The organism is Stutzerimonas stutzeri (assembly GCF_024448695.1).
GTDB lineage: Bacteria > Pseudomonadota > Gammaproteobacteria > Pseudomonadales > Pseudomonadaceae > Stutzerimonas > Stutzerimonas stutzeri_T.
This window is the reverse complement of sequence record NZ_JAMOHY010000017.1, coordinates 1-13,729: the sequence shown is the minus strand read 5'-3', so window position 1 is coordinate 13,729 and position 13,729 is coordinate 1. Positions and strand designations below refer to the sequence as shown.

Below are 13,729 nucleotides of genomic sequence, written 5' to 3'. Positions count from 1 at the left end.
TCAATTCAAGGGGTGATCAGTTAACGGCTGCTGCAGCCAGGTGCGCCGCTGGCGGCTGGAGCCTCGCCGGCAAATGGCGCAGGGGGATTAATACCGCCTCGCCCGAAAAAAAATCGATCAGCGTCACGCGTGTCTCGTCAGTGCCTGCGGCGTAGTCGATACCGATCACCGGGCGCTTGAGGCAATCCAGCTCGCTCATGGCCAGATACGCCAGGCGGTCCGCCATGAACGCCGGCACCTCCAGCGAGTTGACCAGGTAGCTCACGGTGCGGTCGTACAGGTGGCCATCGTCGAGCAGGTGCTCGCCCTGGTGGCGTTGAAGGAAATGGCGTGCCGCCAGCTGCATGCTGCTGCGGTACTCCTGGACGTCGCATGCTGTGTTGGTTACAGCAGTGATGGTATTCATGCGTTTGCTACCTCCGGTTCCATGTGGTCCAGCATGTCGAGTTGATCGGTTTTCGGGCGGCTGTCGCGCAGCGCCTGCATGCGCTGCACCGAAGGGGCCAGCGGCAGCGAAATACGGGGGCTGTCCAGGCCGGAGGGGCTCAGGGCGAAGTCCCAGCTCAGCGAGCCGGTATAGGTCGCCCCGCAGGCCACCGAGGTGCACTGCGCGTACATGGTCTTGAACACCGGCGTTTGCGCCTCGCTGTTGCGAATCCGCATGCGGCTTCCGCAGGCCGGGCAAAGACATTTGTAACCACCGTTATGGGCAACGCTCACTTCTTCCTCCCCTGCCGCCAGTCGCGGCTCCGGCCTGGGCCGGTAAATGCTTACTTGCAGCCCCCGCCCGGCTTATCGCGGGCTGAGGGCGTACTGCCTTGTTGCGTTATGCCTGTGCGCTGAACAGATCAGCAGGAGGCTGCACGCTGCGCCCCACGCATTCCATCGCCGGCGCCGGAATGGCGAGCTGGTGGCAATGCTGGGTGAGCTGTGCATACAGCGTGGCGCGGATGGCCGGCACGGTTTCCGCCTTGAGCTGGGCGATCAGCTTGGGAATCTGCCGGTGCATCGCCAGCTGGTGGTTCATGCTCAGGTACGAAGCGCCTCGGCTTTCACGCGCCTGGCGTTCCATGGCGATGAAGTAGCGGCGAACCTGACGGCCTTGATCGTTGTTCTCGACCATGGCCAATTCCTTCGCCATATCGAGGGTGAGGTGGTATTCGCTGGTCGGTCTGCCGCCGGTACTTTTCCCCAAAACGGGGGAAAAGTCCTCGCCTTCAACGAAGCCGTATTGCTCGATTCGGTCCTTGATCCAGGTGCTGAAATCGCGCCCGACCTGCATGAACTGATGAAGGTCACGCGCATCGCATAACTGCTGCGCCCTGCCCTCCAGTTCGCCCTGTAATACCGGTATCAGATTGGTACTCACTGTTGCTCTCCTTGTTGCGGCTTGGTGTGAAGCAGAATCACCGCCTGCACTTCCTCATGACGCGCCGCAATGTGCTTGCGGTGCGCCGCCAGGATGGCCTCCAGCTCCAGGGCATCGATCACGCCGTCAGCGAGCGCGTCGGCGATGAACTGGTCCACGGTGCCGCGCTTGGTGGTAGTCACCAACGAGCGGGCATACAGGTCGATGTTGTCGAGTTCGTCCGGGTTGGCGATCGGTACGAACACGCCGCCGTACAGCCCGGCGATGTAGTCGGGCAGATGAGTGGTGCACGCCTCTTGTTCGAGCTGATGAATCTGTTCATCGCTCAGCGGGCGGCTACCGGCGTTTTCGTAAACGTGGTTGTCCAGCTTCTTCGGCGGGAGCCCCAACCGGGCTGCGGCACACTCACGCCCGCCCGGGTAGGCGGCGAGCGTGGCGGTCATCACCTGGCGGCGGCTGGCTAGAAATTCACGCTTCATCTTCTAGTTTTCCCTGTGGCTTAAGCCGGTTACGGTTAGCTGGCGTGGGCAAAGGGATGCGCGAGCAGACCGGGGATCAGCTCCACGCCTATCTGCTTGGAGAGGTCACGCATCACGGAAAATGCAATCCGCCCGTTCGGCGGCGTCTCAGAGCCTGCCCAGCGCTCAACCGTTTGTGTGACGGTGCGCGGGTCGTAGTTGTTGGCCAGGGCAAACTTGCGGAAGTTGAGGCCCTGCTCAATCAGCCGCGCGTGAATCTGTCGCTTGTTCATGGTTTGCTGTGCCTCGCTTAGCTAATATGTTCTCAATGAGGCACACATTAGATTCCCAAGCGGGAACAGTCAAGAGGTAATTTCCCATATGGGAATTGGCAGGCGAATTAGAACAGCGATTGAGTCTCAGGGTCTATCGCTGAAGAAAGCGGCTGAACGCTGCGATATTTCCTACAGTTCGCTGCAGAACTGGGCCGGCGGGCACAGAGAGCCACGTCCAGAGGCGCTCATAGCTATAGGTTCCCAGTTGGGAATCTCAATTGACTGGCTGCTCACCGGACAGGGTTCGATGCTCCGCGACCAAAGCGCGCAGGCCCCATCGGCAGGCGGCGAAGCGGCCAATCCCCGCGAACAGGCCATCCTTGAGCTGTACCGAGCTTTGGACGAAGACGCCCAGCGAGAAATACAGAGCGCTGCTGAGGAAAAGAAACGGCTGAAAACACTTGAGCAGCGCCTCCAGGAGCTTGAGGCCGTTGTCGCTGATATCAAAAGGCTGGCATGATCTGTTCCCAACAAGAACAGTAGCCGCCGGCTTTAGCCTCCTCTGTTGCGCCGGCATCCATACGAAGGACCGATCGTGGCGCTCACAAACTGCAAATCTTGCAAACAGCAAGTCGATACTTCCGCGAAAACCTGCCCCCACTGTGGCGTCGCCAATCCAGGGGTAACCGCCAAGCAGCAGTTCCTGGGATTGATCATTCTCGCTGTCATCGTGGTGTTCGCTTTCTCGATGTGCTCAAGCGATAGCGATGAGCCGACCGCCCAGGCAGAACCCAAGGTTGACGACGCGACCTGCATGAAAGACCTGCAGTGCTGGGGTGACAGGCAGTTGATTGGTGGAGGTATGCGCTGCAAGCCGTTCGTAGAGAAGCTCGCCAAGTACTCTTTCAAGTGGACCGACGGCACCTTCGAGACCAAGTTCAGCCACTTCCGTTGGCTGAATCAGCAACAGGGCACCCTCACCCTGCTCGGTGACAAGATCGAACTGCAAAACGGCTTCGGCGCTTTCCAGCCGCACGTGTATGAGTGCGACTACAACCCTGCGACCGAACAAATATTGGACGTCAGAGCCCGCCCTGGGCGGCTCTGATAACCATGGCTAGTCTTCGATTCATCTACCGGGACGCACACGGTGCCGTCAGTGAACGAACACTGACCCGCTGGAGCGAAAACACCCGTTACATCCAAGGCCGGAGCGAAACCGACAGCCTTCCCAAGACCTATCGGAAAGACTGCATCGTTGAGTTCCTTGCGGGTGAAGAGCTTTTGCTTAACGAGGCTGCCCCGCCCGCGCCGGAGCCAAAACCCAAAGCCTCACCTGATGAGCGCCCGCAGATCCTCTTTACCGGCTTCAAATCCGCCAGGCGCGAAGAGCTTGAGCGCGTCGCGGCTGAGCAGGGTCTTCGCGTGATGAAGACGGCGAGCAAGGCGCTGGCCTTCCTCTGCATTGGCGATAACGCCGGCCCGGCCAAAGTCGAGAAAGCCCGCGAAGCCGGCGCGTTCATCCTGGATGAACTCCAGCTACATGCTTTGTTCGAAAGCGGCGAACTCCCCTGCTAACCGACAAGGACTGTTTCCCATGACTCACCAAGATCTCCTCGACCATGCTTTCGGCGCCCGCCTGACCGAAGAACGCGAACGCCTCGGCCTGGCTGTGCATGAACTGGCGCACTTGGCCGGCATCACCGACTACAAGCAAAAGCGGTTCGAAAACGGGTCCTCGGTTATCCCTATCGACTACCTGCAGGCGTTGGCGGCGCGTAGCGATACGAATGTGCTGTACATCATCACAGGCGCTCGAAATCAATAAATAAGTTTAGCCCTATGGCTTGCTCTGATCGGATACTGAAAGAATGCAAAGTCGTAAGAGCGTTGTGAATTATCGGGGTTCCACAGAAATCACAGGTGAGGGGATTAAGAAGCACTTTAGAAACTTCGACCCTTGGAAAGCACTTTTTGAGTTGATATGGAACGGATTTGACGCGCGAGCGACCAATATTCGGCTAACGATCACAAGAAACGAACTTCATGGGCTTGATGTAGTTACTGTCCTTGACGATGGAGAGGGAATTGACTTCGCGAACCATCGTAATAATTTTGGGAAATTCAACGAGTCTTCCAAGAAGCATGATCAAGAGCAACACGGGGCCCATGGTCGAGGTCGGCTTTCATTTCATCGACTATGCAAGGACGCGACATGGTTTACTAAACACCAAAATAACAGCGCAAAGATAACAATCAGCGACCTGGACATCAAGAGCTTCGACATTACCGAGCTGGTGCCGGAGCAACAACATGCACTCTTATCCCCGTTAGAAAGCGGAACTTGTGTTGAACTCAGAGAATTCACAAAGACCCTACCTACGGATGAGATTCTTGCTGAAAAGCTGGGCGTTGAGTTCGGCTGGTTCTTAGCTCTCAACGAAGAAAAGGCGCTGTATTTCAATGGTAATCGGGTCAACATACCGAGTCATGAAAAGCGAGACGCTACGTTGACCATTGAAGATGAAGAGTTCTTGGTTCGTATCATACGTTGGGATACCAGGCCTGGCTCCGAAGATTCTTATAACTATCTCTTAGATTCTGAAAACAAGATAATCTACAAGCAACACAGCAGGTTTAATAAGAAACCAAATTTCTACCCAAGCATATTTATAAATTCCTCTTGGGCCGAAAATTTCGAACCTGTAAAAGAGGATTTAGTCTCTGTAGGGAATAATCAGTCTTCACCGGTCTGGAAGGGGCTGGTCGCGCAGATAGCCAACCTTACGCAAGAGATGTATGACGATTTCCTTCGCCGCTTCGCCGACCAACAGATTGAAAAATTCGAAGAGCAAGGCATTTTCCCAAGCTACGAAGAAAAAAGCTTAGACGACGCAAAGTGGCAACTTGGCCAGTTGAAAACGGTTGTCAAGGAAATATTTTGTGCAGACCCCGCTATATTTAACCGCCTCAAACTTAAACAAAGCAAAATAATCATAAGGCTACTTGATAGAGTATTAGTTTCAAATCAAAATGATAGCCTTCTGGATGTCCTGGAAAGCGTCATGAATCTTGACGAAGAAACACTTCGCACTTTCTCATCCCAACTCCAGCGCACTCGACTCGATCATATCGTTTCAACCATCGAAGCTCTACAGCGTCGGGAGACAGTAATTTCCGGCTTAAAAGAATTGATGGAGAAACATTACTCTACTGTATTGGAGACACCGGACCTCCAGCAAATCGTAGAATGCAACACTTGGCTATTCGGTCCTGCTTACGAAACTCTGGGAGCAGAGGAAGAGTCATTTACTAGCACATCAAAAGCTCTCCGCGCCCACATCAAGGGAATCGACAACGTAGATATTGGCGATATTGATGAAGGTGCGGACATCGAGGGTATAAATCGTCAGGTTGACCTTTTCCTTGCAAGACGTCGCCCAGAGTATGACCCAGCGACCGGTAGAAAATATTTCCGGTGTGTCATAATCGAAATCAAGCGACCAGGGGTGGCGCTTAATAATAAGCACCTCCAACAGCTTGACGAATATGCATCCATTCTTAGCAATTGCACCCATTTCGGAAGTGATCATACTAAATATGAGCTTGTTCTAGTTGGCCGAACTATATCGAAGCAGGCCCATATGATTCATAGTCGAATCAAAAGCGGCTTGGTATACGGTGAGCCAGGGCTAGTTTCCAATGACGGCAAGATCAAAATGTACGTCAAGAATTGGTATAGCATCTTCGATGAATTCGAATTAGTTAACGATTTTTTACTTGATAAACTGAAGACGCAACGTGAGAGCCTTGATGGAATTGCTAAGGAAGAGCTAGTTGCCAACCTACAGCAAGCCGAAGCAGCGGCTATGCTCTCCCCTCCAATTGAAACCCTGAAAGCAGAACAGTTTGCCTAACTGCGCGGGTTAGGGGCAGATAGTGGGTGGTTTAAGCTACAGACCATAACGACCCGGCCAAGCGCCGGGTTTTTCCTTACATGCACATGGGCGCTTCGCCCTGCTCGCCCCACTCTTCGTCGATCAGCTCCCAAGCGGAGCGCTGCGGTTGTTCCGGGGCTGGCGGTGGCTCGGTCAGGCGCTGGCTTGTTGTATCCGTTTCCATTCCCGCTCCACGGCGCTCTCGGCGCTTTTCTTGGTGCTGTACAGGGGCGTAAGCCGCTTGAGCCTGGCCGCCTCGCCCTCAATAACTTTGTGCTGCTTGCCTGTCTTCTTGTCGCGGTACCAGGCGAGCACGCCGGTGTAGTTGCTTTGCTCGGCAAGTCCGGCGATGTCATCGGCGTCGGGCAGTTTGGATTCCAGCTCCAGGGCGGTGGTGTAGCTCTCGGGCGTGAATGAGTGGCGCACGTTGGCACCCACCCAGACGATGGCGGCGATTTCAGCCTTGATGCCGGTCAGGCTGTAGGTCAGTTCCGGGATCAGGTCCGGTCGGCCCTTTGCCAGGGTGTAGCTGAGCGTGGCGGTACCGCGCTGCAGACGGCTCCACTCGGCGCGAGCGGCCTGCACGGCGGAGGCGCGGTCGGTGTAGCTGTGGCGCAGGTCCTTGAGGTTGTCGCCGCCGCCGGCGATGGCCTCTTTTTTCTCTGCACTTTCCAGCTCGTAGTAGTAGGCACGCACGCCGCTGTAGCTGTCGCGGTCGGCCTGCAGGTAGCGGTGCTGGTCGCCGTCGGCGCGGGTCAGGGTGATGTGCGGCAGCGACAGGCCGCTGGCGGTCACGCTTTTGCCCGCCGGCATAAACAGCAGGTTGCCGGATTTGATGCTGGCAATCGCGTCGAACTGCTGGCCCAGGCGGCTGAGCAGGTTGGCATCTGATTCGTTGGCCTGGTCAATCTGCGCCAGTTCGATGGCCTCCAGCGCGGCGCTGATCACCGGGCTCAGGCCGTAGGCGGCGGCGATCTGAAAAACGATGGTGCCGATGGTTTGGCCGGTCCAGGAGCGCTCTTTCTTCGCCTTGAGGCCTTCACGCAGGTCTGCGCTGCGGGCGCGAATGCTGAGCACGTCCGGCGCGCCGCTGTGCTCGGTTTCATCCACGGTATAGCTGCCCTTTTCAACCAGGCCGATGTCGCTCCAGCCCAGCCAGAGGCTGACCGTGGCGCCGCGCGGCGGGATGGCCAGCAGCCCGTCATGGTCGCTTAGGGTGATGGTGAGCTGGTCGGCCTCCATGCCCCGGTTGTCGGTGAGCTCGATGCTGATCAGGCGCTGCTCGATGTCCAGGGTGATGTCGCGCCCGTTGACCACTACGCGGCAGATGGGGCTTGGGTAGGCCGTGGCCTCGCGGTAGGCGTCCGCCGCCTGCTGGGCGTAGCCCTGGGCTTGGCCTACGGCAGCGCCGAGCAGGCCCTTGCCCTGGGTGATGAGTGTGTCGATCACCGCAGCAGCCCCCGCAGCAGGTTGCCGCCGGCGCCAATGGCGCTGCCGAGCATGTCCACGCGCCCATCGTCGATGCGCACCAGTTTGAGCGTGAACTCGATGCGCCGGGCCTGGCCATCGCGGAAGAACAGCGTGCGGGTTTCGCTCAGGCTTTCGATCACCCAGGTGCCGTAGATTTTCCCGGTGCCCTCCACCAGCGGCCACGCCTTGCCGGTGTCGGCCATAAAACGCAGCGTATCGAGGCTGATCTGCGCGCCGGCCAGCGCCGGCAGCAGCACGCCCGGCAGGGTGATGCTGTCGTCACCGCGCCCGAGGTACTGCCGCGCGGGGTTGGTGCCGATGCGTGAGGTGCTGCCGTGGCGCCATTCGGTCTGGCGCTGGAATTCCTGGTAGGCGAGCGTTTCCAGACTGAAAACGAACATGCCGAGGGCCATCATCATGGGGGTGGTGCTCCTGTCAGTCCTGGTCGTACAGCGCGCTGCGGGCGCGGGTGAGTTTGCCGCGCTCATGGTCTTCGAGGGCGCGCTTGATCTGCTGCGCCACGTCCTGCCCCTGCCCGGCCTGCACGATGATGGTGATGGTGTCGCCCTGAATGGTGATGCCGCCCGCCCCGCCGCTGCTGGCAGCCGCTGCCAGCGGGGCGCGGGTGTCGAATGCGACCTGCGCTGCAGCCGCAGGCATTGCCCCGGCGGCCATGCTCAACCCGACCGCACCCGCCGCCGTCAGGCGCTTGGCGGTACCGGCCAGTTGTGACAGTGGGCCACTCTCGCCGCCTGCCAGGCCTTGTTCCAGGCCGGCCATGGTGTCACCGCCCAGGCCTGCGAACACACGGGACGGCGAATGGATGCCCAGCAGCCCCTTGAACGTGCTGACCACGCTGGTCGCCGCCCCGCTGATGGCGGCGGTGAGGTTGGGGAACATCCCGGTGAAGCCGTTGATCAGCCCCTGGATCATGTTGCCGCCGAACTCGCTGAACTTGCTTGGCAGATCCACGCCGAAGTAGCTCATCACCCCGGCAAATGCGCGGTAGAACAGCCCGAGCGGGCTGAAGTTGACGATCAGCTGGCCAATGCCCGCCAGCCCACCGCCAATGCCCGCGCGGATCTCCGACCAGATGCCCAGGAAGAACGCTTTGATCGGCTCCCAGTTGCGGTAGATGAGGTAGGCCCCGGCAGCGATGGCGGTGATGGCCAGCCCGATGGGGTTCATCATCAGCGCGCGCCCGATGAACAGGATGCCCTTGCCCACCAGCGGCAGCGCCGTTTTGCCGAGGTTAAACAGCGTGCCGGCCAGCCCCGCCCCGCGAATGCCGAACAGCATCATGCCGTAACGCACCATCGCGAACGGGCCGAGGATGCTGGCAATCGCCAACGTCAGCCCGCCCATGCCGGCCATGAGGATGGCCACACCGGCAGCGGTTTTAACCAGGTTGCTGGCCAGCTTGGGGTTCTCGGCAACCCAGCCTTTCACCCCGCCGATGATGCCGGTGAGCGTCTGGGTGACGTCGCGCAGCATTGAGCCCTGATCATTGAACATGGAGGAAACCAGCGCGCCCCAGGAGCCGCTCAATTTATCCAGATCGCCACCGAGGTTGTCGCGCAGTGTTGTTCCCAGCTGATCTGCTGCACCTTCGACCTTGCCCAGATTATCGGTGCTACCGGATAGCGCCTGCAAAAATGCAGGTATCTGATCGATTGCCAGGTCTTCTACAGGCGTGCCGAACAGCGCAATGGCAGCGTTGGCGCGTTCTGCGGGGCTCTTGATTTTCATCAGGCCCTTGGCCGTTTGCTCCAGCGCTTGCCGTGCGCCATCGCCACCCTGCGCAATCGCAGATGACATTTTCTCGGCGTTCAGCCCGACCATCTCATAGGCCGCCACGCTGGCTTTGGACATGTCCGAGCCGCGAATGCTGAATTCCTTGAGCGCATCGCCCGTCTTGTCCAGGGCGAATTTACCCTGCGCGGCCATGTCCACCAGCAGACTCATGGCCTCCTTGCCATCAAAGCCCAAGCCCCGGAAGTGGGTCGAGTATTCGTGGAGAATTTCTGGCAGCTCGCCGCGCATCTGGGTGGATACACCCTGCATACCGCGGGTAATGAGGTCGAACGCTTCGTCGCTGCTGCCGGCCAGCCCGTTCTTCATCATGATGGCGGCGGTCTGGATGTGCTCGACAACGTCACCACCCAGTACGGCGGACATATCCAGAGCCTTGCGCGAGGCACGGTCCAGTTCTCTGTCGCTCACTTTACCCAGCGCGCCCAAGGTGCTGCTGACAGCCGCTACAGCAGCGCCTACGGCGGCCACGTCACCGCCTAAGCCATCTGCGCGGATGCCCTTGATGATGTTGGTGTATTGCCCAGCCCGGTCTGCGCCTTCACCGCTTTGTGCTGCAATCAGCGAGCCTTGCTGCTCGGAAGCCACAGCTGGCGCCAACATCTTCGCCCCGGCGTAGAGGATGCCGCTGCCTGCCGCCAGTCCGCCGGCGCCGGCGCCGGCCATACTGCCGGCCAGTTGCTGGGTGCGCTCGTACTGGGCCTTGGCCTGGCCGAGGCGCTTCTGCTGGGTGGTGAGCTGCTTGAGGCGCTGCTCCTGCTGGGCCAGCGTTTTATTCGTGCCCTCTACGCGCTGACGCAGCTCACGCTCATGCTGCGTCAGGCTGCGGGTGCTGATACCCGCCTCGCCCAGCTTGCTGCGCAGGCCCTGGAGCTCGCGCTGCTGCTGGGCGTGCGTCTGCTTGAGGTTGTGCCCCTGACGGACTGCACCCTGGAACTCGCGTGTGAGCGCCTTGGTGGGCGTGGCGGTGTTGGCCATTTCGCGGGACAGCGCTTTGACGCGCTCGCGGTTGGCCTGCATGGCCGCGCCGGTTTGCTCCGACGCGCCCTTGAGGTTGCGAAAGCTGGTGACGTCCTTCTGCAGGGCCTGCAGGCCCTTGAGTTCGCCACGGGTGTCCTTGAGCGCGCGACCCAAGCCCACCGCGCCGCCGGCGATGGTGCGCAGCGGCTTGGTGGCGTTGTCCAGGGCCTTGAGGTTAACGCGTAGGCTTAGATCGCGCGCCATGCGTGCGCTCCCATCGGTCGATGGCGCGCTCGCGCCAGTCCATCAGTTCGGTCAGTGGCATGGCGTTCATCTGCTCCGGGCTCCAGTGGAACACCAAGGCGATGTCCGCCATGACGTCATCTACGCTTCGAGGTAGACGGTCGTTTTCTGCAAAAAACCGGCAATGGTATCCGCGCAGCCCAGCAGGTCGGCGACGTCCAGGGCGGCGACTTCCTGCTCGGTGAGGGTCGGCTGGCTGATGCGCGGCACCAGGCGAATGGTGGCGTTGACGTCGCCGTTGATCAGATCGGCCAGCTTGAGGCCGCGCAGCTCGCCGGCGGCGGGCTTGCGCAGGGTGATCTCGGTGATGCTGTTCTTCTCGCCGCGCGGGATCGGCCGTTCTAGGACGAGGGGGTCGCTATGGGTGGGTTTGCTCATGGGGTTGCTCCTTGGGTTGCTAGTGGGTTGTGCGAGCAGCTCCTAACCAATTGGAGCTGCCCCTCACATTGGTTACAGGCCGATGGCGGCGCGGTGCTCAGCCAGGCGGTCTTCGCCGTTGACGACGAACACGAAGTTGAGCAGGTCGATTTCAATCTCGACGTTGCCGTCCACGCTGAGCTTGTAATAGCTGCAGGTCGTGGTGAACGAATGCTCGGTGTCTTCGCCGGACTCGGCATCGCCGAAGTCGATCTCTTCGTGCCGGCCACGGGCGACCACTTCCACGGCGGAGACTTCGCCGGTGTCGTCACGCTGTACGGCACCGGCCCAGCGCAGCATCACGCCATCGGCCTGTACGGCGCCGAACTGGCGCAGGGCGGTCAGATCCCAGCCGCCGAGGGTCCATTCGAGCTGGATGCCGTCGTCACCGTGGCCGAGGTCGACCTTGACCGGGCCGTCCATGCCTGCACCCCGGAAGCTTTCCAGCTTGCGGGTGAGGGTTGGCAGGGTGACGGACTTGCACTGGCCAACGTAGCTTTCGCCATCGTTGAACAGGTTCATGTTCTTGAGCTTTTTGGGCAGGGCCATGGCGGCGCTCTCCTACGGCGCGGCGAGGCCGCGCGGGTTGTGTGGGGTCAGGCTTTGATGCCGGCGGCGAAGTCGACGAGGTAGCGGTCGGTGATGCGCTGGCGCAGCATCAGATCTTCCAGCGGCGGCACGGGGGTGTAGTCGTAGTCCAGGAAGAGCTTGCCGGCCTTGAGGGTGTCCTTGTCGTTGGCGGCCTCATCGAACCAGCACTCGCCGCCGATCAGGTAGCCGCCACGGATCAGCTCACGGAACTTGGCATTGATGCCCTCGACGATGTCGCGCACCAGGCTCGCGTGCATGGGTTTGTCCACGGCCCAGAAGTGCGCGTCGGCCATGGTGTCGGCAAGTACGTGAGCGGTGCGGGTGTAGTTCTCGAAGGCGAACAGCGGGTCGGCGCTGCAGGTGCGCGAGCCCCAGAAGCGGAAGCCTTCGCGACGGATCAGCGTGGTGACCTCGGCTGCGTTGAGCAGGCCGGCATCGGTGGCGGGGTTTTGCAGGTCCCAGTAGATATCGCGGGACAGGCCGGACACGCCGTTGACCGGCACGTTGGACAGCGTCTTGTGCCAGCCGACTTGCTGGTCCAGCTTTGCGCGCAGGCCCAGGGCACGGGCAACGGCGCTGGCTGGGGCGTTGGCGTTGGTGGCGGTGTCCCAGTTGACGAAATCCGGCCAGATGAGCATCAGCTCGCGTGCACCGAAGCCGTCGCGGTAGGCGATGGCATCGCTCACCGTTTCGCAGCCGTAGGCGTTGGCATAGGCGAAGGCGCGCAGCTTCTCGGCCATGGCCACCAGCTCGGTGGTGACAGGCAGCGAATCCAGCCCCGGCACGCCGAGGATGCGCGGTTTGACGCCCAGCTGCGCCTCGGCAGCGAGCAGCGCCTTCATGCCGGTGTACTGCCCGCCGGCGGTGACGCCACCGATGATGTTGGAGGTGGTTTCCGCCTCGTCTACGCCCTCTTCCACGCGCACCACAACGGTGACGGGCGATGCCTGGTCGGCGATGGCATCCAGGCTGCGCGCCAGGGTGCCCAGCTCGCCGGCAGAGCCGGAAGCGGTGAGCACGTCGGTGAGCAGTACGGGCTTGTTCAGCGGGAATTTGACCGCATCAGCATCGCTGCTGGTGCAGACCATGCCCACCACGGCGGTGGAAACGGTGCGAAGGGGGCGCGTGCCCTCGTTAAGTTCGAGGACGCGGACGCCGTGATGGTATTCGGTCGACATGCGGGAGGCTCCTGCGGGCGTGTGCCGGATCAGTGAGCCTCAAGGGTGACGCGCGCGCGCAAGGGCGGCGAGCGGCGGGTTGTGTAGCGGGGGGTGTTACAGCGCGGGCATGAAAAATCCCGCCGAAGCGGGGTTGGTTCTGACCATAGTGAGGTGGTGCGCGGGATGGTCAGCCGTTGTTGCCGATCCCCGCCACTGCCGCCTCGATCGCCGCAACGGTCTGCTCAACCACCTGCTGCGCCTGCTCGACTTCGCCGGCGGCCATCAGGATGCGGACCTGCTCTTTCGCCGCCAGGCGCGTTTCGCGCAGGACGACGAGCGCGGCGGTGTATTGGGCGGCTTCGCGCAGAATGTCGTCTGCCGCCTCTTGCCCGGTACGCCCGCCGATAGCCCAAGCGGCGACCATGGGCGGTACGTCGCCCTGGTAGTCGGCTGCGGCGAAGGCCTGCGCCTCGCTGGCGGCGCGGTCGTACTCCACAGCGCGCAGCGGGTCGCCGGCGACGCGAGCGCGGGCGGTGTCGGCGGAGGCGTCGATACGGGCGCAGAGGGTGACGGTCAGCGCCTCCCGGTTGCGAGCAGCGAGCTCGGAATCGAATACCCAAGCACCGCCATTCCATAGGTGATCGGCAGAAGGCCGAGGCTCGGTAGTCAGTTCTGGGGGCAGCTCACCCAACTGGTCGTGCTGATGAGCTACGCCAGTTGCCGTGCTGAACACGGTGCCGCGATGATCGGCGAGTTGCGTCGGGGTACCCTCAACAAGCGCCCATACATGACCGGCTGATGGCTCAGGTAGCGGCTCAGGCAGTTCGATGGCGTTGCCCGGCAACTGTATGCCGAGGCCGGGGATAACAGGGAGTTCTACCGGGCCGTTGATGATGCCCGTGCCGTCGATAATGTAGATAGTCATGAGCACCTCAGATCAATTTGATTCGACCGGGATAGGCGATGTTTCGAGGGG

The 13,729-nt window shown here is 60.7% G+C and carries 19 protein-coding genes; 5 read left to right on the top strand and 14 right to left on the bottom strand.

What is annotated here, in order from left to right:
• Positions 1 to 16 precede the first annotated feature (16 nt).
• The 5 genes from NAV32_RS12830 to NAV32_RS12810 all read right to left on the bottom strand — a co-directional run bounded on the left by NAV32_RS12830 (position 17) and on the right by NAV32_RS12810 (position 2,120).
• Positions 17 to 406 (bottom strand): hypothetical protein, encoded by a 390-nt coding sequence (locus NAV32_RS12830; protein WP_256053193.1) that lies wholly within the window; start codon positions 404 to 406, stop codon positions 17 to 19.
• A complete protein-coding gene (locus NAV32_RS12825; RefSeq protein WP_256053192.1) occupies positions 403 to 720 on the bottom strand; it encodes an ogr/Delta-like zinc finger family protein in 318 nt (105 codons plus the stop codon). The genes NAV32_RS12830 and NAV32_RS12825 overlap by 4 nt, the downstream gene beginning before the upstream one ends.
• A 106-nt stretch (positions 721 to 826) precedes the next feature.
• Positions 827 to 1,369 carry an antA/AntB antirepressor family protein gene (locus NAV32_RS12820; protein WP_256053191.1) on the bottom strand — a complete coding sequence of 181 codons (543 nt, stop codon included), beginning with the start codon at positions 1,367 to 1,369 and terminating at the stop codon, positions 827 to 829.
• Entirely contained in the window at positions 1,366 to 1,848 is a 483-nt protein-coding gene (locus tag NAV32_RS12815; RefSeq protein WP_256053190.1) for a YmfL family putative regulatory protein, read from the bottom strand. The genes NAV32_RS12820 and NAV32_RS12815 overlap by 4 nt, the downstream gene beginning before the upstream one ends.
• A 35-nt stretch (positions 1,849 to 1,883) precedes the next feature.
• Positions 1,884 to 2,120: a hypothetical protein gene (locus tag NAV32_RS12810; protein ID WP_256053189.1), complete on the bottom strand. Its 237-nt coding sequence runs from the start codon at positions 2,118 to 2,120 to the stop codon at positions 1,884 to 1,886.
• An 88-nt stretch (positions 2,121 to 2,208) separates the two neighbouring features.
• Here NAV32_RS12810 and NAV32_RS12805 point away from each other — a divergent pair, with 88 nt between their 5' ends.
• The 5 genes from NAV32_RS12805 (at position 2,209) to NAV32_RS12785 (ending at position 6,019) form a co-directional block, all read left to right on the top strand.
• A complete protein-coding gene (locus NAV32_RS12805; protein ID WP_256053188.1) occupies positions 2,209 to 2,622 on the top strand; it encodes a helix-turn-helix domain-containing protein in 414 nt (137 codons plus the stop codon).
• Positions 2,623 to 2,697: 75 nt separating this feature from the next.
• A complete protein-coding gene (locus NAV32_RS12800; RefSeq protein WP_256053187.1) occupies positions 2,698 to 3,210 on the top strand; it encodes a hypothetical protein in 513 nt (170 codons plus the stop codon).
• Between the two features lie 5 nt (positions 3,211 to 3,215).
• Complete coding sequence (locus NAV32_RS12795) at positions 3,216 to 3,680, top strand: BRCT domain-containing protein (protein ID WP_256053186.1); 465 nt, start codon at positions 3,216 to 3,218, stop codon at positions 3,678 to 3,680.
• 19 nt (positions 3,681 to 3,699) lie between these two features.
• The gene (locus tag NAV32_RS12790; RefSeq protein WP_256053185.1) at positions 3,700 to 3,930 is read left to right on the top strand and encodes a helix-turn-helix domain-containing protein; all 231 of its coding nucleotides are present in this window, start codon (positions 3,700 to 3,702) and stop codon (positions 3,928 to 3,930) included.
• 43 nt (positions 3,931 to 3,973) lie between these two features.
• A complete protein-coding gene (locus tag NAV32_RS12785) occupies positions 3,974 to 6,019 on the top strand; it encodes an ATP-binding protein (RefSeq protein ID WP_256053184.1) in 2,046 nt (681 codons plus the stop codon).
• A 76-nt stretch (positions 6,020 to 6,095) separates the two neighbouring features.
• Here NAV32_RS12785 and NAV32_RS12780 read toward each other — a convergent pair whose 3' ends face one another.
• The 9 genes from NAV32_RS12780 to NAV32_RS12740 all read right to left on the bottom strand — a co-directional run bounded on the left by NAV32_RS12780 (position 6,096) and on the right by NAV32_RS12740 (position 13,678).
• Entirely contained in the window at positions 6,096 to 6,224 is a 129-nt protein-coding gene (locus tag NAV32_RS12780) for a hypothetical protein (protein WP_256053183.1), read from the bottom strand.
• On the bottom strand, positions 6,194 to 7,489 hold the full coding sequence (locus NAV32_RS12775; RefSeq protein WP_423836429.1) for a phage late control D family protein: 1,296 nt from the start codon (positions 7,487 to 7,489) through the stop codon (positions 6,194 to 6,196). The genes NAV32_RS12780 and NAV32_RS12775 overlap by 31 nt, the downstream gene beginning before the upstream one ends.
• Positions 7,486 to 7,929 (bottom strand): phage tail protein, encoded by a 444-nt coding sequence (locus tag NAV32_RS12770; RefSeq protein ID WP_256053182.1) that lies wholly within the window; start codon positions 7,927 to 7,929, stop codon positions 7,486 to 7,488. Before NAV32_RS12770 ends, NAV32_RS12775 begins: the two co-directional genes overlap by 4 nt.
• Positions 7,930 to 7,945: 16 nt before the next feature.
• Complete coding sequence (locus NAV32_RS12765; RefSeq protein WP_256053181.1) at positions 7,946 to 10,546, bottom strand: phage tail tape measure protein; 2,601 nt, start codon at positions 10,544 to 10,546, stop codon at positions 7,946 to 7,948.
• Positions 10,518 to 10,658 carry a GpE family phage tail protein gene (locus NAV32_RS12760; RefSeq protein ID WP_256053180.1) on the bottom strand — a complete coding sequence of 47 codons (141 nt, stop codon included), beginning with the start codon at positions 10,656 to 10,658 and terminating at the stop codon, positions 10,518 to 10,520. The genes NAV32_RS12765 and NAV32_RS12760 overlap by 29 nt, the downstream gene beginning before the upstream one ends.
• An 8-nt stretch (positions 10,659 to 10,666) precedes the next feature.
• Positions 10,667 to 10,963 (bottom strand): phage tail assembly protein, encoded by a 297-nt coding sequence (locus NAV32_RS12755; protein WP_256053179.1) that lies wholly within the window; start codon positions 10,961 to 10,963, stop codon positions 10,667 to 10,669.
• 72 nt (positions 10,964 to 11,035) lie between these two features.
• Positions 11,036 to 11,551: a phage major tail tube protein gene (locus tag NAV32_RS12750; protein WP_256053178.1), complete on the bottom strand. Its 516-nt coding sequence runs from the start codon at positions 11,549 to 11,551 to the stop codon at positions 11,036 to 11,038.
• Between the two features lie 47 nt (positions 11,552 to 11,598).
• Positions 11,599 to 12,771, bottom strand: coding sequence for a phage tail sheath protein (locus tag NAV32_RS12745; RefSeq protein WP_256053177.1), 1,173 nt, complete (start codon positions 12,769 to 12,771; stop codon positions 11,599 to 11,601).
• A gap of 169 nt (positions 12,772 to 12,940) precedes the next feature.
• A complete protein-coding gene (locus NAV32_RS12740) occupies positions 12,941 to 13,678 on the bottom strand; it encodes a hypothetical protein (RefSeq protein ID WP_256053176.1) in 738 nt (245 codons plus the stop codon).
• Positions 13,679 to 13,729: the final 51 nt, after the last annotated feature.